This window comes from Pseudomonas sp. UBT, from assembly GCF_050915955.1.
Lineage (GTDB): Bacteria > Pseudomonadota > Gammaproteobacteria > Pseudomonadales > Pseudomonadaceae > Aquipseudomonas > Aquipseudomonas antarctica_A.
On record NZ_CP168079.1, the window covers coordinates 3,238,529 to 3,256,184 of the forward strand.

The 17,656-nt window shown below is 60.6% G+C and carries 15 protein-coding genes; 7 read left to right on the forward strand and 8 right to left on the reverse strand.

Translation table 11 applies throughout. The features are described 5' to 3' along the window. Window positions 1-202: 202 nt before the first annotated feature. A complete protein-coding gene (locus tag ACDZ94_RS14785; RefSeq protein WP_432750369.1) occupies window positions 203-1,189 on the reverse strand; it encodes a diaminopimelate epimerase in 987 nt (328 codons plus the stop codon). Window positions 1,190-1,547: 358 nt separating this feature from the next. On the opposite strand from ACDZ94_RS14785, the gene ACDZ94_RS14790 reads away from it, so the two are divergent. Then, on the forward strand, window positions 1,548-2,699 hold the full coding sequence (locus ACDZ94_RS14790) for an MFS transporter (protein WP_432750370.1): 1,152 nt from the start codon (window positions 1,548-1,550) through the stop codon (window positions 2,697-2,699). Between the two features lie 26 nt (window positions 2,700-2,725). On the opposite strand, the gene ACDZ94_RS14795 is transcribed toward ACDZ94_RS14790, so the two are convergent. The 6 genes from ACDZ94_RS14795 to ACDZ94_RS14820 all read right to left on the reverse strand — a co-directional run bounded on the left by ACDZ94_RS14795 (window position 2,726) and on the right by ACDZ94_RS14820 (window position 8,319). Further along, window positions 2,726-3,274, reverse strand: a complete 549-nt coding sequence (locus tag ACDZ94_RS14795; protein ID WP_064451735.1) for a hypothetical protein — start codon at window positions 3,272-3,274, stop codon at window positions 2,726-2,728. Between the two features lies 1 nt (window position 3,275). Next, window positions 3,276-3,638: a hypothetical protein gene (locus ACDZ94_RS14800; RefSeq protein WP_156526268.1), complete on the reverse strand. Its 363-nt coding sequence runs from the start codon at window positions 3,636-3,638 to the stop codon at window positions 3,276-3,278. A 127-nt stretch (window positions 3,639-3,765) separates the two neighbouring features. Then, entirely contained in the window at window positions 3,766-4,143 is a 378-nt protein-coding gene (locus tag ACDZ94_RS14805) for a hypothetical protein (RefSeq protein ID WP_237140896.1), read from the reverse strand. Between the two features lie 180 nt (window positions 4,144-4,323). Next, window positions 4,324-6,744: a TonB-dependent siderophore receptor gene (locus ACDZ94_RS14810; RefSeq protein WP_432750371.1), complete on the reverse strand. Its 2,421-nt coding sequence runs from the start codon at window positions 6,742-6,744 to the stop codon at window positions 4,324-4,326. Window positions 6,745-6,841: 97 nt separating this feature from the next. Then, the gene (locus tag ACDZ94_RS14815; protein ID WP_432750372.1) at window positions 6,842-7,795 is read right to left on the reverse strand and encodes a FecR family protein; all 954 of its coding nucleotides are present in this window, start codon (window positions 7,793-7,795) and stop codon (window positions 6,842-6,844) included. A 23-nt stretch (window positions 7,796-7,818) separates the two neighbouring features. Continuing rightward, window positions 7,819-8,319 carry a sigma-70 family RNA polymerase sigma factor gene (locus ACDZ94_RS14820; protein ID WP_064451733.1) on the reverse strand — a complete coding sequence of 167 codons (501 nt, stop codon included), beginning with the start codon at window positions 8,317-8,319 and terminating at the stop codon, window positions 7,819-7,821. Between the two features lie 145 nt (window positions 8,320-8,464). On the opposite strand from ACDZ94_RS14820, the gene ACDZ94_RS14825 reads away from it, so the two are divergent. The 3 genes from ACDZ94_RS14825 (at window position 8,465) to ACDZ94_RS14835 (ending at window position 12,148) form a co-directional block, all read left to right on the forward strand. Further along, window positions 8,465-9,265 carry a glucose 1-dehydrogenase gene (locus ACDZ94_RS14825; protein WP_064451732.1) on the forward strand — a complete coding sequence of 267 codons (801 nt, stop codon included), beginning with the start codon at window positions 8,465-8,467 and terminating at the stop codon, window positions 9,263-9,265. Next, window positions 9,258-11,084: a glycoside hydrolase family 15 protein gene (locus tag ACDZ94_RS14830; RefSeq protein ID WP_064451731.1), complete on the forward strand. Its 1,827-nt coding sequence runs from the start codon at window positions 9,258-9,260 to the stop codon at window positions 11,082-11,084. The genes ACDZ94_RS14825 and ACDZ94_RS14830 overlap by 8 nt, the downstream gene beginning before the upstream one ends. Window positions 11,085-11,242: 158 nt before the next feature. Next, window positions 11,243-12,148 (forward strand): alpha/beta fold hydrolase, encoded by a 906-nt coding sequence (locus ACDZ94_RS14835; RefSeq protein WP_432750373.1) that lies wholly within the window; start codon window positions 11,243-11,245, stop codon window positions 12,146-12,148. A 156-nt stretch (window positions 12,149-12,304) separates the two neighbouring features. On the opposite strand, the gene ACDZ94_RS14840 is transcribed toward ACDZ94_RS14835, so the two are convergent. Continuing rightward, the gene (locus tag ACDZ94_RS14840) at window positions 12,305-13,273 is read right to left on the reverse strand and encodes a GlxA family transcriptional regulator (RefSeq protein ID WP_064451729.1); all 969 of its coding nucleotides are present in this window, start codon (window positions 13,271-13,273) and stop codon (window positions 12,305-12,307) included. A gap of 94 nt (window positions 13,274-13,367) precedes the next feature. On the opposite strand from ACDZ94_RS14840, the gene inhA reads away from it, so the two are divergent. From inhA to ACDZ94_RS14855, 3 genes are all read left to right on the forward strand, one after another. Further along, complete coding sequence (gene inhA / locus ACDZ94_RS14845) at window positions 13,368-14,048, forward strand: isonitrile hydratase (RefSeq protein ID WP_262667487.1); 681 nt, start codon at window positions 13,368-13,370, stop codon at window positions 14,046-14,048. Between the two features lie 708 nt (window positions 14,049-14,756). After that, window positions 14,757-16,196 carry an undecaprenyl-phosphate glucose phosphotransferase gene (locus ACDZ94_RS14850; RefSeq protein WP_064451727.1) on the forward strand — a complete coding sequence of 480 codons (1,440 nt, stop codon included), beginning with the start codon at window positions 14,757-14,759 and terminating at the stop codon, window positions 16,194-16,196. Then, complete coding sequence (locus ACDZ94_RS14855; RefSeq protein ID WP_064451726.1) at window positions 16,196-17,656, forward strand: mannose-1-phosphate guanylyltransferase/mannose-6-phosphate isomerase; 1,461 nt, start codon at window positions 16,196-16,198, stop codon at window positions 17,654-17,656. Before ACDZ94_RS14850 ends, ACDZ94_RS14855 begins: the two co-directional genes overlap by 1 nt.

Genomic DNA, 17,656 nt, shown 5'->3' on the forward strand with positions numbered 1-17,656 from the left:
GCGATTCCAGGCGAAAAGAGGCCCTTAAAAGATAAAAAAGAAGTTTCGTACGGTGTAGCCGGAAGTGTCTTTTACAAAATAAGACAAACGATTAGTTACCCTCCTCCAACAACGAGAACACTCCCACACTAACTCTACAAAATTACCTAACAGACAAGGAAACAGCTGGCACTTATTAAAGATATCAGCTGCACTTCCAAATTCAGGTTTGCGGGCGTGCAGCCCCGAACAAACTGACGCTAAGCAGCGTTTCACCCTGACTCTGCAACCGTACTGGCGCCGTGCCACCCGGCATGACCACCGCCACGTCCCCTGCCTCGACCCAGCCCGCCCGCCACGCTGCGCATGCCACCGCGCTAGCGCTGGTCCCGGAGGACGCGGTAGGCCCCTCACCCCGCTCAAACACGCGTGCGATAAGCTGATTGCCTGTAGACCGAGCGGCCCATTGCAGATTAACCCCGGCCAAACATGGTTGGCCGCGCCCGGCTGGTGGCGCAAAAGCAATCGCCTGCAACGGCTCAAACAGTGAGGGGTGGAGCATCGACTGATTGTCAGGTAACACCGAGGTTTGCTCGACGAGCGTGACGCAATGGGGATTACCGACACGGACAAACTGGCTTTGTGCCCAGTGCCGGTTGATCGCCGCCAGCGCGTCGACGTGACTGAATTCGCGCGCGCCCATGGCAACCGAATCGATACCGCAAGCACCCACCGCTGCTGGCCCAAACTCCGGCTGTCCCAGGGCCAGCCAGAATCCTGCAAGCTGTTCGTAGACCGCAGGTTCCACATAGGTCGCAAGGGGTGATGCGGTATCCGCGTTGTCGTGATGCACCCGCAACTCACAGCCTTGAGTCATCAAGCCTTGATCAGTGAGTGACTGAGAAAAAATCGTCAGTCCATTACCACTGCGCTCGGCAAGTGAGCCGTCCGTATTGACGATCAGTACGTCAAACGGCGGCGCCGACTGGAAGGGCCCGACCAATAAACCATCGCAGCGGTGTGCCTTGGCATCCGCTGCACGCGGCAACGCGCCCCATCCACATTCAGACGCGATAGCCGACGAAGCCCAATCCTTGCGTGTGTTCGCGGCCAGGTCGGCGCGCTCGGGCACGTCAATGCCTCGGTTGCGCAAATAGCCCGGACAGACCACGCCATAGATATTGCCCCGTGCGTCGTAGAACAGGGTCATATCGCTACCTGACTGAAAATCTTCATCGGCTCATCCGTCCAATTGCATACACACTTGGCGGCAGCGTATTACAGAACGGTCGTCCCGTGGGAAGTGAGCTGGAAGGTGGTAATCCAACGCAAGATAGCTGGGGTTCGTCCATTCTCGCGCAGATTACGCACCTTCCAGACCACCGCCTGAAGACTCGATAGCCTTTGTGTGGTCGCGGCCCTTGAGTGCGTTCCAAGGCTATAAAAATAAATTCCCCACCTGCGCGCCAATCCCCATCGCCAAGGGAACCCGGCTCGCTCGACAGGGCCTGATGTGCAAGGATGTCGCGCCGGACATCGTTCGTTGAACGCAAAACCAAGGATTTTTCATGACTGCCATCCCCACCCCAGCGCCCGTGGTTCCCGGGCGGCTGGAGCAAATGTCGACCCGTATCGCCTTTTTCATCGCCGGCTTCGGCATCGCAGCCTGGGCGCCGCTGGTGCCGTATGCCAAAGCGCGCGCAAATCTCAATGACGGCACACTGGGCCTGTTGCTGTTGTGCCTGGGGGTTGGGTCGATTATCGCCATGCCCGTCGCGGGCGCCCTGGCCTCACGCTATGGCTGCCGACGCGTACTGACGGCCGGCACCCTCATGATCTGCCTCGCGCTGCCAATGCTCGCCACAGTCAGTTCGATTCCATTGCTGATGGCCGCGCTGTTCCTGTTTGGCGCAGGCCTGGGCAGCGTGGATTCGACGGTCAACCTGCAAGCGGTAATCGTTGAGCGCGCCAGTGGCAAAACCATGATGTCGGGCTTCCACGGTTTATTCAGCCTGGGCGGCATTGTCGGCGCGGCGGGCGTGGCCGGGTTGCTGGGGCTGGGCCTGTCGCCGCTGCAGGCAACACTCGTGGTGATCGTCATCATGGCGGCGGCACTGCTCAAAGCCGGACCACACCTGTTGCCCTACGGCAGTGAAAGCTCGGGCCCGGCGTTTGCTGTACCGCACGGTGTGGTGCTGTTTATCGGCTGCCTGTGTTTCATCGTATTTCTGGCCGAAGGTGCGGTGCTGGATTGGAGCGCAGTGTTCCTCAGCGCCGAGCGCGGCCTCGATGAAGCCTATGCCGGCCTGGGTTATGCGGCGTTCGCCTTGACCATGACTGCGGGGCGCCTGACTGGTGATGCCATCGTTCGACGTCTGGGCGCCACCCGGGTGATCGTGATTGGCGGCACGCTGGCCACTGCCGGCATGTTGCTCGCTACGTTATTCCCGGCCTGGGAAACTGCATTGCTGGGGTATGCGTTGGTAGGTGCCGGTTGTTCGAATATCGTGCCGGTGCTGTACACCGCCGTCGGTAAACAGAAGGTCATGCCGGAACATATCGCGGTGCCGGCCATCACCACCCTGGGGTATGCCGGCATTCTCGCCGGCCCTGCAGTCATCGGCTTTATCGCTCACGGCAGCAGCTTGAGCACCGCCTTTGTGCTGATTGCAATGCTGCTGGCCGGCGTGGCTATCAGCGGCAAAATTCTCAAGGTGTAAACCGCTCACCGCACAAGGCCAGGGGGTTACCTGGCTTTGTGTGTCGCGTACTGCTCCAGCCAGCGCTCCAGGCTTTTGTTGCAAAGCCATCCCTCGTGCCTGGGGCGACCAAACATACGCGTGTTATTGGCGCGCTCCAATGAGCGTAGTAAACCCGGGCGCTCAATGATGTTTTTTGCCGTGTACACGCAGTGTTCGCTGTACTTCTTCCTGGGTAACCCAGTGGCGGCCTCCAGAATGGGCATGCCCCGTGAATCGGTGTCGTCGGGGTCATTCATCACGGTTTCAAGCAGTGCAATGTCCAGATATTCAACGGTTTCAAAAAACACCGTGCGGTCTTTGGACGTGTCCCTCAATGGTTTGAAATAGCCTTGTAAAGCCTGCACGACCTCGGTGTTGCCCTGGCCATGAAAAGGGTCCTGGCTGAAGGCGCTGGAGGAGCTGTTGCCCCGTAATGCGGCGGCGGCGGCGTTCAAGCTGTCGCGGGTGATATACCCCGTGCAATCGATGATCGCGTCGTTCAGCGACGGGCGATTGAGAATTTCCCTGATCACCAGAATCATACGGTCCCGCACATTACTCTCCCGTCAACGCTTGCGCTGCGATCTGGCGCAGCGACGACTGCGTCAAGCGACCTTCTTTCAAGAACGCATGCAGGTCGCCAAAGTGTCTCTCCAACTCGCCCGCCAATTGGCTATCCGTCGAGGTCGGACCGGGAGGTGTGGTGTTCGCGCGAGCAGTGGGTGCATTCTGCAGCGTCTGGTGGCGCAGCGAAGACAGGCCTGCGCGCAACAACGCAGGCCGTCGTACCGGCACATCCGGCGTTGCGTATTGCGCGTCGCAAGGAGGATGAAAAACGGGTGGCGGCGAAACCCAACGGGCCTCTGGCCCGCCCATCGTCGTTGGCTGCCCGCACGGTATTGCACCATCAATCTTCATACGTCATCTCCCACCTGTTGCAGATCTGTACTTGCCTGAAAGTCACCATTAAGGTGCCCCCAATCATCGAATTGATGCCTGGGCAGCAAGCAGCGGATATGTGGTTAGTGGCGTGCAATAGTTCCGGTCAACGGGCGAATACCCATAACAGCATGTAAAAAGACCCTGAGACGCCGGTTAAAGCTGGCCTTTGCCCACGCCACCAGGCGGCGAGGCCATTGGTCAGCGCGGCCCACATGCAATGGGCTTGCCTCAACCCCTTGGCATCCGGCTGGCTTGCATGCCCCGGCGCAAGCAGGCCACGGATAAAATCATCGGCGACTGGGGCCTGGAATTTGCGCTGGCCCACAAAGGCTTTCACTCGCAGCGCTTCGGTGGCGTGCACCTTGCGCAGCGCTGCTGATGCCCCGTCCACGTTTACCGATGTTGAGCGAGCAAGGATATGCCGGCAGTGGAAGGCGCCACGGCCAGCGGATTGGCCGGATTGAAACAAAGTTGAAGTCATGTCTGGGCCCTGGCTCAGCGTCTGAAAAGCGACCAGTACGATCAAATCCTCTGGTTATAGGCTGTGTGGCAAACGCGCGAAAACAGTTCCTGCGCAGGCCGTACGCAAGTGGGTAGCCGCTGGGTAAACAGGCAAAAAAATCGCAGCCCGTGAGCTGCGATGTTTCATTTCAACGGCCGGTCAGAACCCGACGCTTGCCTGTACGAAGAACGTACGCGGCTCGCCAAGGTACAAGCCGGAATTGTTGTCACTGGAGCGTGTGTAGTGCTGCTGGTCGAAGACGTTTTTCACACCCACACCCAGTTTAAGGTTCGACAGTTGCGCACCGAAGTCATACCCGCTGCGCACGTTAACCGACACATAACCCGCGATATCCCCGTATTGGCCATCGGCGGTGCCTTGGGTAATGTAAGTGGTGCCGGTGCCTGGCGCGCGTTGACCGGACTGGGCATAGACGTCCAGGTTATGGGTCCAGTGGTTGATGTCGTAACGCAGGCCCAGTGTCGCCACTTCACGAGAGTACAGCGGCAGGTCGCGGCCCTTGAACGGTACATCGCCTTCGGAGGTGGCCTTGGTGTAGGTGAAACCGGCGCTGGCGGTCAGGCCGTCGAGGCGTGGGTCCAGGTGCGACAGGTCATAGTGGGCCGAGGTTTCGATACCCTGGTGTTTGGTGGCACCCAGATTGGTCCAGCCCACGTCATTGCTGACGTATTGCAGCTCATCCGAGAAGTCGATGTAGAACAGCGTCACTTCGCCGCCCCAGACGCTGTCGTTGTAGCGCGTACCGATTTCGTAGGTCTTGGCTTTTTCCGGGTTCAGGCCGTTGGCGGTCTGGTCACCGTTACCGCCCTGCCCGAGTTGGAAGTATTGCAGGCTACCGAAGGACGTTTCGTAGTTGGCGAACAGTTTCCAGGCGTCGGAGACGTGGTACATCACGCTCAGGGCCGGTAGCGGCTCGTTGTTGCTGACCTCGCGATTTTTCTCCTGGGTGCGCACACCGTTCAAGGCGACTACCGGGCGGTCGTGCCAAGTGGTCTTGATGTCTTCGAAGCGAATGCCCGGGGTAATGGTCCACTTGCCGATATCGATTTTGTTATCGATATAGAAGGCGTTGGCCTCGGTGCCGCCGGTGCGGTCCTGGTAGACGTGCCCGTCGTTCTGGCCGCCCGGCGTCGGTACGTTGTTGACCAGGTTGAGGCTGGTGGCCTGCTCGTGCATGCCTTCCTTGAGGTAGCGATAACCCAGACTGACTTCCTGGGTGCTCGGCCCCACGTCGAACACGTGGGACACCCGTGGCTCGATGCCGAAGGTGTAGTAGGTGCGCGGGTAGGAGCTGATGGTCTTCAGGTCGCGGTTGGCGATGTTGCTGCCGCGGAAACTGTCGGAGTAGTAAGTCAGCACTTCGGCCTGGGTACGGTCGTCGATCTGACGGATGTACTTGAAGGACACGTCCTTGCGCCGGCCGCTGAAGCTGTCCCAGTCACGCACCGACTGGTACGGGTTGGCGCGGAACTGCTGCTGGGTCAGGCCGCCGGGCATATCGGCGCTGGCGTCGTAGTAGTGGAAGTTCAGCGAGAAATCGTCTTGATCGGTCGGTGCCCAGTGGGTCTTGAAGATCACATCGTCGATGTCGTTGCTGTTGTTACTGCTGCGATAGCCATCACCCTTGACCCCGGAATACAGCAGCGCTGCGCCGATACCGTTGTCCGCGGTGCCGCCGACGAAGGCGTTTTCAATGTGTTTCCAACCGCCGTGGGCCGAAGTTTCCAGGGTGGTGCCGACGTCGCCGGAGAATTTTTCCGGGATGGCGCGGGTCACGAAGTTGATCACACCGCCGACGTTCTGTGGCCCATAACGCACGGAGCCGGCCCCGCGCACCACGTCGATGCTGTCCAGGTTGCCGGCGGAAATCGGTGCCATCGACAGTTGTGGCTGGCCATACGGGGCGAATGCCGCCGGCACGCCATCGATCAGTACGGTGGAGCGTGGCGACAGGCGCGAGGTCAGGCCGCGAACGCCTACGTTCAGGGAAATGTCGCTGCCGCCGGTGCCGTTGGCTTCCTGCACCTGTACGCCAGGCACGCGGCGCAATACGTCACCGACGTTCATCGCGCCCTGCTCCACCATTGCTTCGCGGCGGATCACCGTCCGCGCGCCGGGGTGGTTCTGCACCACTTCGGCATTGGCGTCGCCCAGCCAGTCGCCGACCACCTTGATGTCGGTGACGCCCAACTCCAGCGGCGAGCCGGCTTCCCCGGTGCCGTTGCTCTGCGGGCGCAGGGTCACGGAGCCCGCGTCCATCTGATAATCCAGGCCGCTGCCGTGCAGCAATTGGCCCAGTGCTTGTTCGGGCGAGACATTGCCATCTACCGCAGGGGCTTGTTTGCCCGCAACCATCTCAGGGCTGAAAAACACTTGCAGGGACGTTTGCTGGCCCAACTGGCTCAAGGCTGCGCCCAACGGCTGGGCCCGAATATGGATGCCATCGGCAGCGTAGGCTGCAGGCAACGCGGCGCTGACAGCCAGTGCCAGGGCGAGTGGAGCCCAGCAGGCGATTTTAGTGTTGCTCACTTTATTGTTGTACACGGCGAGTTTTTTCACGTCGAACCTAGTCCTGTGATCGCAAGAGTGCGCGACTGTTAATGCAAACCAGTTGCAGTTGCAGAAGAAGACGTAGAACTCGAAAAAAACCTGAATCTCAGCGTGAAATAATTTCTTGACTGCCATCCGGCAAGGCGCGCACCGCGACCGGCAGGATGTGCGGCAAGGCTTTGAGCAAGGCGTCGGTGTCGCTGGACTTGAACACGCTGGTCAGGCGCAGGTTGCTGACCGCAGCGGTATTGACCCGCAACGGTTGCTCGCGGTAGCGCGATACCTCCCGCACCACTTCGCCGAGGGTGGCGTTGTTGAACACCAACTTGCCGGTGCGCCAGGCCGTCAGCTCATCGGCATTCACCGCATACGCCGCTGCAACTTGCCCTCGAGGATCAACATGCGTGCCCCGCCCCGCCGTAAGCGTGACGATTTGATCCGACGAGCGCCCCTGTACCTTGACCGTGCCGGCCTCGACCACCACGCGGGTCTGGTCGTCATCGCGGCGCACATCAAAACGCGTGCCGGTGACCGTCACCCGCCCGGCCCCGGCAGCGACAATAAAGGGACGGCGGGTGTCATGTTCGACGCTGAACATGGCTTCGCCCTGTTTCAGCTCGACACCGCGCCGGCCCTTTTCGTAGTGCACCGCGACGACGCTGCGGCTGTTGAGGTCCATCATCGAACCGTCGGGCAAGGCCACCTGACGATGCTCGCCCGGGCGAGTGCTGAACTCGGCGCTGTAGGGTTTGGTGTGATCAAGCGCGCTGAATAGTCCCAACCCCAAGGCAGCGGCGACCACGCTGGCGGCGATACCATAACGCAAGATTGCCCGGCGCTCGGGGCGCTCGACCGGCTCATCGCACAGGGCCTGCAAACGGGCCTTGGGCAACAGGTCGGTGGCGCTCCACACGCCTTGCAGCAGGTCAAATTCGTATTGGTGCTCCGGGCATTCATTGCGCCAGGCGTCGAAACGTTGGCGCTCTTCGACGCTCAACTCGGCGTCTTGCAGGCGTACAAACCATTGCGCGGCTTCGTCGCGAGAACGGTTATCCATCATGGAAGATCCTGTTTCAAGGCGGGTCATGGGGCCATCGCATCCAGGCGGTCACGCAGATGCCGCAGGGTGCGGATCATATACTTTTCCACCATGTTTTTTGAAAGCCCCAGGCGTACGGCGATTTCCTGCTGGGTGAGACCCTCGATCTTCTGCCAGATGAAAATCCTGCGGCAGTTGACGGGCAACTCGGCCAAGGCCCGCTCGATGGAGTCCGCCAACTGGATCGCGTGCATGAAATGCTCCGGGTCGCCGCTGTGAGGCGAACGCTGATCAAAGGTTTCCAGCGCCAGCGCTTCACGGCGGTCTTCGCGGCGGTAAGCGTCTACGGCGATATTGCGCGCTGTTTGATGCAGATAAGCGCGCGGTTGCTCAACCTCGGTCGAACGCGACTCGAGCACCCGCACGAAAGTGTCGTGGGCCAGATCTTCGGCCTGCTGACGGTTTTTCAGGCGACGTGTCCAGGTTCCGATCAACTCTTCGTAATGCTCGAAAAAGCCTGTTCTGCGGGGCGGCTGAGGAATCATCGCGAGAGCACCGGGGAGGCGGGGCGTGAATAGTAATGCTTCCTATTAAGTGGGGCAATTGATTCCCGGCGTGCAGGTGCCGGGTGAACTTGTGCCCCGTCGCGTCAGTCAGCAGAAAGGACTCTCATAAAACGGTGGGTGGGCGATGCAGATTTCATTGCAACAACAAGTGGCCCTGGTCACCGGCGCCAGTTCCGGCATTGGTGCTGGCGCCGCCAAGGCCCTGGCTGAAGCCGGGGCGGCCGTGGTGCTCAATTACAATTCCCAGGCGGCACCCGCCGAAGCCCTCGCCGCTCAGATCAACGCCGACGGCGGCCGAGCGGTGGCCATCGGTGGTGATGTGTCAAAAGAGGCCGACGTGGAACGCCTGTTCGCCCAGACCCTCGACGCCTTCGGCCACCTGGACATTCTGGTCGCCAACTCCGGTTTGCAAAAAGACGCCAACCTGGTGGACATGACCCTCGACGACTGGAACACCGTGATCGGCGTGAACCTCACCGGCCAGTTCCTGTGCGCCCGCGCCGCCGTGCGTATCTTCAATCGCCAAGGCGTGCGCGAAGGCGTGTCGCGAGCGGCCGGCAAAATCATTCACATGAGTTCGGTGCATCAAATCATCCCGTGGGCCGGGCACGTGAATTACGCGGCCTCAAAAGGCGGGGTCGAGATGCTGATGCGTACCCTTGCCCAGGAAGTCAGCGAGCAGCGCATACGGATCAATGGCATTGCACCGGGTGCGATTCGTACGGCGATCAACCGTGCGGCCACGGAAGGCGCGGCGCAAAAGGAGTTATTGAAGCTGATTCCTTATGGCCGGGTCGGCGACGTGGAGGACGTGGCCAATGCGGTGGTCTGGCTGGCGAGTGACGCCTCCGATTACGTGGTCGGCAGCACCCTGTTCATCGATGGCGGCATGAGCCTTTATCCGGAGTTTCGTGGCAATGGTTGATTTCAAGAACGAACCCCAAAGCGCCATTGATGCCCACGGCATCATCGGTGATATGCGCAGTGCAGCGCTGGTCAATGACACCGGCAGTATCGACTTTTTCTGCTGGCCGGAATTTGACAGCCCGTCGATCTTTTGCTCGCTGCTGGACACACCTGAGGCCGGGGCTTTCCAGCTCACTCCCGACCTGCCCAACGCCCGCCGCGAGCAAATCTACCTGCCCGACACCAACGTGCTGCAAACCCGGTGGCTGAGCGATGAGGCGGTGGTGGAAATCACCGACCTGCTGGCGGTCACCGAAGAAATCGACGACCTGCCGCTGTTGATCCGCCGGGTGCGCGTTGTCAGCGGCAAGGCCACGATCCACCTGCGCTGCGCCGTGCGTCATGACTATGCCCGCTCGGCAACGCACGCCGCGGCCGACAAGGGCGGCGTGCTGTTCACTGCCGACGGCCAGCCTGGCCTGCGCCTGGTCGGCAGCCACCCGTTAAGCCTCGACGATCATTCGGCAGTCGCCAGCTTTACCCTGACCCAGGAAGAAGGCGCCGAATTTGTATTGGGCGGCGAGGACGATCCGCGCGTGACCAACCACTGTACCGACCTGTACCTGGAGCGAACCTTGAAGTTCTGGCGCGGCTGGATCGCGCAGTCGAATTACCGCGGGCGCTGGCGCGAAATGGTCAATCGCTCGGCGCTGGCCCTCAAGCTGCTGACCTCACGCAAACACGGCGCCATCATCGCCGCCGCCACCTTCGGCCTGCCGGAAACACCCGGCGGCGAACGCAACTGGGACTACCGCTACACGTGGATCCGCGACGCCTCGTTTACCGTCTACGCGTTCATGCGCCTGGGCTTTATCGAGGAAGCCAACAGCTACATGCGCTGGCTCAAAGGCCGGGTCAGTGACTGCTGCGGCCAGCCGACCAAAATCAACATCCTCTATGGCATTGACGGTCGCCAGGAACTGCCGGAAACCGAGCTGGACCACTTCAGCGGGCATGGCGGCGCCAAGCCTGTGCGCGTCGGCAATGAGGCCTTCGACCAGATCCAGCTGGATATCTACGGCGAGCTGATGGACGCGGTGTACCTGGTTAACAAATACGGTGAAGCCATCTCCCACGAAGGCTGGAAACACACGGTGGAAGTCGCCGACCAGGTTTGCGAAATCTGGAATCAGAAGGACGTCGGCATCTGGGAAATGCGCGGCGAGCAGCATCACTTCCTGCACTCACGCCTGATGTGCTGGGTGGCGCTGGACCGCGCAATCCGCCTGGCCTCCAAGCGCTCGCTGCCCGCCCCGTTCGCACGCTGGGACCAGACACGGCAGGCGATTTATGCCGATATCTGGAGCAACTTCTGGAATGAAGAACGCGGGCACTTTGTGCAACATATCGGCAGCACCGCCCTCGATGGCTCGATGTTGCTGATGCCGCTGGTGCGCTTCGTCGCGGCCACTGACCCACGCTGGCTGTCGACACTGGAGGCGATCCAGAAAAGCCTGGTGCGCGACGGCATGGTTTATCGCTACCGCAACGACGACAGCCAGATTGACGGCTTGCAAGGCACCGAAGGCGCGTTCGCCGCCTGCTCGTTCTGGTACGTCGAGTGCCTGGCGCGGGCCGGTCAAGTCGAAAAAGCCCACCTGGAATTCGAACAACTGCTGCGCTACGCCAACCCCCTGGGTTTGTACGCCGAGGAGTTCGACAGCCAGGCCCGGCATCTGGGCAATACACCCCAGGCGCTGAGCCACTTGGCGCTGATCAGCGCAGCGACCTTTCTGGACCGCAAACTCAGCGGGGAGAAGACCGTCTGGCAACCCTGACCGGGACGCCACCAGGGAACCCCAGCCGGTGCTGAAAAACGCCGGCCTGCTGGCTACCCATCCCGGCGAGCAAGACTATTGCCCTCAAGTACATGCCGCATCGTCATTCGGTATCGGCTAGAGTTCCAGCACCTTCGGCCACCTCGTTCGAGCGCATCATGAACACATCCGCCCCGCTACTTTACGTGCGCACTTCCATGCTCGATGTGGCCTATGAAGCCCACGGCCCCGACGACGGTGAACCGGTTATCCTGTTGCATGGTTTCCCCTACGACCCACGCGGCTACGATGACATTGCGCCGGCCCTGGCCGAGCGCGGGTGCCGGGTGTTAGTGCCCTACCTGCGTGGCTATGGCCCGACGCGGTTTATCGATGAGCAGGTGATGCGTTCCGGCCAACAGGCGGCGTTGGCCAAGGACCTGCTGGATTTCATGGATGCGCTGTCTATCCAGCGCGCGACCCTGGCGGGCTATGACTGGGGTGGGCGCGCCGCCTGTATTGTCGCGGCGCTGTGGCCGGAGCGGGTGCGCGGGTTGGTGACCGGGGATGGCTATAACATTCAGGATATCGCCCAGTCGCCCACGCCGAGCGCACCGCAGACTGAGCATAGGCTGTGGTACCAGTTCTACTTTCACACCCCGCGCGGCGTAGACGGTCTGACCGCCAATCGTCGTGAGCTCTGTGAGTTATTGTGGCAGCTGTGGTCACCGACCTGGGCCGAAGGTCCGGCTCTGTATGGCCAGACCGCGCCGTCGTTTGATAACCCGGATTTTGTCGAGGTGGTGATTCACTCCTACCGCCATCGTTTCATGTACGTCCCCGGCGACCCCACGCTGGAGTTCATCGAGCGGGCCCTGGCACTGCAGCCGCCGATTTCGGTACCGAGCATTTCGTTGTGCGGCGCCGATGATGGCGTGGGCCCGGCCCCGGTAGAGGATGAAGATGTGGAACATTTCACCGGCGTTTATCGGCGCGAAGTCTTGCCCGGCGTCGGTCACAATATTCCTCAGGAAGCACCTCAGGCGACCCTTGCAGCAATCTGCGAATTACTTGATCGGACGTGACGTCAGCGTGCAGCCGCGACCCTGACACTGAAGACGTTACCCTGCCCTGCCCTGGCAACAGGCCTGGGCGAAACGAATTATTTCATCTTCTGAAAGCGCCGGCGCTGAAGGCGGTGCAATAACACATCACCTGGGTTCAAACCGGTACGTTTTCATTCAGGCCGGTTGGCAGAAGCGCTCGCGATAGGCCTGGGGTGTGACGTCCAGAGCCCGCAGAAAACTGCGTCGCAGGGTCTCCTCGCAACCGAAACCACACTGCACGGCGATGCGTTTGATCGAGGCTGTGCTGTCGGCCAACTGCCGGCGCGCGGCGTCAACGCGTATCAACTCGACCGCACGCGCCGGGGTTTGCCCGGTTTCAGCGCGATAGTGGCGTACAAAACTGCGTTCGCTCATACCCGCCTGGGCCGCCAGTGTGGGAATGTTCAGATCGAGGCTGAGGTTTTCGGCGATCCAGACGTGCAAATCGGCGAAGCGACTGTCACCTTTTTGCAGGGACAAGGCCGCGCTGAATTGGGATTGGCCACCCGGACGCTTGAGAAACACCACCAGATGCCGCGCCACTTCCAGGGCAACGGCCCGGCCGAGGTCTTCCTCCACCAGGGCCAGGCACAGGTCGATGCCGGCCGTTACACCGGCAGAGGTCCACACCGCGCCTTGCTGGATGAAAATCGGGTTGGACTCCACCGTCAGCAAAGGGTATTTGCGCGCCAGTTCGTCACAGCGAGTCCAGTGGGTGGCCACCCGACAGCCATCGAGCAAGCCGCTGGCGGCCAGCAAAAAAGCGCCGGTGCATACCGAGGTCATGCGCCGGGTGTGCTGGGCTTTTTGCTTCACCCACCCCACCAACTCGGCGTCTTCGGCGGCACCGTACACACCCCAGCCACCGGCGATCACCAATGTGTCGCACGGCGTGTCGGCTGCGGGCAGAGGCTCGGCCAACAGCGCCAAGCCAGCCGAGGTAATCACCGGCGTCGTCTGCGCGGCGATCACCGAGGCCGCGTAAGGCAACGGCAAACCGCGCTGACGCGCCAGGTCGTTGGTCGAGGCGAACACCTGCAACGGCCCGGTCACGTCGAGTACCTGTGCGTTATCAAAAGCGAGTACGTGGATTATTCGAGTCATGGTTGGCGTAATTGGTGGGCTTAATGGCGTATACGCCAAAGCCTAGGCCTCTAGAGTGAAGCCGTCTACCTCCCCCGTAATCGGAGCTTCACTCATGACCTTGCAGATCGGTTTTCTCTTGTTTCCCGGTATCCAGCAACTGGACCTCACCGGTCCCTATGACGTGCTGGGCTCGCTGCCGGATGTGGAGTTGCACCTGCTGTGGAAAGACCTGGCGCCGGTCACTTCCAGCACCGGGCTGGTGTTCACCCCGACCATGACCTATGCCGATTGCCCGCGCCTGGATGTGATTTGCGTGCCCGGCGGAGCCGGTGTCGGCGCGCTGATGGAGGACCCGCACACCCTGGACTTCCTCAAGGACCAGGCACAGACCGCGCGCTACGTGACGTCGGTATGCACCGGTTCGCTGGTACTCGGCGCGGCGGGTTTGCTGCGCGGTCGCAAGGCCACCACGCATTGGGCTTACCACGACCTGCTCGCTCCGCTCGGCGCGATCCCGGTGCAGGCGCGGGTGGTGCGTGACGGTAACCTGTTTACCGGTGGCGGCATCACCGCCGGGATCGACTTCGCCCTGACGCTGGCCGCCGAGTTGTACAGCGAGGACGTCGCGCAACGGGTGCAACTACAGATCGAATACGCACCGGCGCCACCCTTCGACGCGGGCAGCCCGGAAACCGCCCCCAAGCACGTTCTGGAGGAAGCCAACAAGCGCACAGCGGAGTCGCATCGGGTACGTGCCGAGGTTGTGGCACGCGCCGCTGCACGGCTGCGCTGACCTACCCTGCCCCGCTGGACGCGACATCAGCGCCCGGCCCATTAATGGGGCTTGGCGCTGCGCGTAGCGCTCAAAGAAATGGCTGAATGCCTGAAGTCGATCATTTCTTCCACGTCATCCGCCCGAGAGCGCGACCGGTAAAGTAGTCAAATGGATACAAACAAAAAATTGCGCTGATACTTTTTTAATAAAAACGCCGTGGTCGGCGCCAGCTGCCTTTTGGACAACTTTATAACAAGGCACACGATTTTTACGCGTGCGTTTGAAAGGCCGCTCATACCCGCTCGAACGCCATTTTCAGGGCACTTGGGCCGCCTTTCAAAACCCTCCTTGTCCCTCTTTCCTACCTCCATTCAAAAAAGGTTTTCCCGCACGGCAGGAAAATTCTCACATTTGTTTCTACACTCAAAATCACACCCTAGGACCGAGTGAACCGACAAGGAAAGTCAACAAAATGACACACAAAAAGACTAAACAAGGTGTCTACGGCAGCCCATCCGAAAAAAAGTCAACTTATTGACAAGGTCAGAAAAAAGGCGTTTTCTCTCACTGACAAAGCCAATAACCGGAAAACTCCTTTAGCCACTGCCCCCACGCATTTCCTTCGTTTTGGAAGGGAAAGGCTTGCGTTTTACCCAGAGTTGCCATCGTTCGCCTGCCCTCAAAAGCAGCGAACAGAAAGCCTGGAGTGCAATGAGGGATGTTTTTATGCGAGAAAAGTCGTCAGTCGTAAGCCTGTTTCTAACCCGTGCGGGTTTTGTTGAGTTCTTTGTGGTTTTCGTCAAATTGGTACACGGCCTGACTGCTATCTTGCCACCGCTGGTCCTGGTATTTTTCTTCGACACAATGGACCCCCAATTGCGCCCCCATTTCCTCGGCCTGCTGCTGTTTTTTGCAGTGCTGAGCGTGATTCTTTTCCATGCACTGGGGATCTATTCAGAAGAGTTGTTCAGCAATCGTCTGCGCCTGCGGACCAGCATCGTGGCCTGGTCCTCCGCGTTCTGCATCTTGCTGTTCATGTACCAGATCCTGCAGTTTTTCCCGCAATTGACTCCGCGCAACCTGGTGGCCTGGTACTTCGCCAGCCTCGGGCTGTTCTGCCTTGAGCGCCTGGTGATGCTGCGCCTGTATCGCAACCTGATGCGTAAAGGCAAATACCTGCAACGCACGGTGATCCTGGGCTTCACTGACACGGCCGTGCACGTCGCCGACCACCTGCAACGCAATGGCGATATCCGTTCCGGCCTGATCGGTTTCATCGACGACCGTACCGAGCGCATTCCCAAGGAATTGAGCCACCTGCCCCTACTGGGCAATACCCGCGACCTGGAAAAGCTGATCCGTGCCGAACAGGTCAACCAAGTGATGATCTGCCTGCCCTGGGCCGCCGAAAAACGCATCCACGGGCTGGTCAATCGCCTGCGCCAGATGTCGGTGAACGTGATGCTGGTGCCCGACATGGCCGCCTTGCGCTATGGCCACAGCCGCATCACCGACGTGGGCGGCATTTTGATGTTCAACACCTCGCAGTTACCGCTGCGCGGCTGGTCGCCGTTCATCAAGCGCTGTGAAGACTTGCTGCTGGCCAGCCTGGCCTTGGTGGCGCTGTCGCCGGTGATGCTGCTGACGGCGATCGCAATCAAGCTCGACTCCAAGGGCCCGGTGCTGTTTCGCCAGAACCGGTTCGGCTACAACGACAACGAGATTCGCGTGTTCAAGTTCCGCTCGATGTTCACCGACCAGAGTGACTTCACCGCCGAGCAACAGACCACCCGCAAAGACCCGCGCATCACACGTGTGGGCCGCATCATTCGCAAGACCAGCATCGACGAGCTGCCGCAGTTGTTCAATGTGCTGCTGGGCAATATGTCCATGGTCGGCCCGCGTCCCCACGCCACAGCAACCAAGGCCGCGGGTATTCCGTTCGAAGTCGCGGTGAGCGAGTACAGTTCGCGGCATCGGGTCAAGCCGGGCATCACCGGCTGGGCGCAGATCAACGGCTACCGGGGTGAAACCGATACCCTGATCAAGATCCAGAAACGTGTCGAGTACGACCTGGAGTACATCTCCAAGTGGTCGGTGTGGTTTGACTTGTACATCGTCTTCATGACGGTCCCGGCCGTCCTCTCCACCAAGGAAGTCTATTGATGAATACCCTCAACGGATTAATTCCCTGCATCATTTCCGGTGGTTCGGGCACACGGCTGTGGCCGGTCTCCCGGCAGAACATGCCCAAGCCTTTCATGCGCATGCGCGATGGCCAGAGCCTGTTGCAAAAAACTTTCCAGCGCGCCGCTAAACTGCCCGGCGTGGAAAGCGTGCTCACGGTGACCAACCGCGACCTGCTGTTTCGCACCCTGGATGACTACCGCGTGGTCAACAAGGCCCACCTGCCCCTGGACCTGTTGCTGGAACCATTCGGCCGCAACACGGCGGCGGCCATCGCTGTGGCGGCGCTGCACGTGCAAGAGCATTTCGGCGATCAGGCGCAGTTGCTGGTGATGCCCGCCGACCATTTGATTCTCAATGAGGTCGCGTTCGCCGAAGCGGTCACCCAAGCCCGCGACCTGGCCGAAGCCGGCTACCTGGTCACCTTCGGCATCAAGCCCGACCACCCGGAAACCGGTTTCGGCTACATCGAAAAAGGCGAAGCACTGGGCGACGGCTTCCGGGTCAAACGCTTTGTCGAGAAACCTGACCTGGCCACCGCGCAAGGCTACCTCGACGGCGGCAAGCACCTGTGGAACGCCGGCATGTTCTGCTTCAAGGCCAGCACCCTGGTGGACGAACTCGCCGCCCACGCCCCCGACGTGCTGACAGCGGCCAAAGCGGCACTGGAACACAGCCATGACCTGCAAAACAAAACCTCGCGCCAGCGTGAACTGGACCCTGACGCTTTCGGCAGCGCGCCGGATATATCCATCGACGTGGCGTTAATGGAGAAGTCCAAGCAAGTCGCCGTCGTGCCCTGCGACATTGGCTGGAGCGACATCGGTTCCTGGGAGGCGCTGCGCCAACTCACGCCCAGCGATGCGCATGGCAACCAGGTCAACGGTGAAGCGATTTTGCATGACGTGCACAACTGCTACATCGACTCGCCCAAGCGCGTATTGGGCGCCGTGGGCATACACGACCTGATCATCGTCGACACCCCCGATGCGCTGCTGATCGCCGACGCCCACCGCAGCCAGGACGTGCGCTTTATTGTCGCGGAACTCAAGCGTCAGAATCATCCGGCGTACAGCCTGCACCGCACCGTCACGCGGCCGTGGGGCACCTACACCGTGCTGGAGGAAAGCAGCCGGTTCAAGATCAAGCGCATCGTGGTCAAGCCCCAGGCGTCGCTGTCGTTGCAAATGCACCATCACCGCAGCGAGCACTGGGTGGTGGTCAGCGGCGCCGCACAGATCACCAATGGCGACCGCGAATTTCTGATCAATGCCAACGAGTCCACCTACATTCCGGCCGGGCACAAGCACCGCCTGACCAACCCCGGCATCATCGACCTGGTGATGATCGAGGTGCAAAGCGGCGAGTACCTGGGCGAAGACGACATCGTGCGTTTTGATGACATCTATGGGCGTGCACCCGCAGAAGTGAAAAAGTGA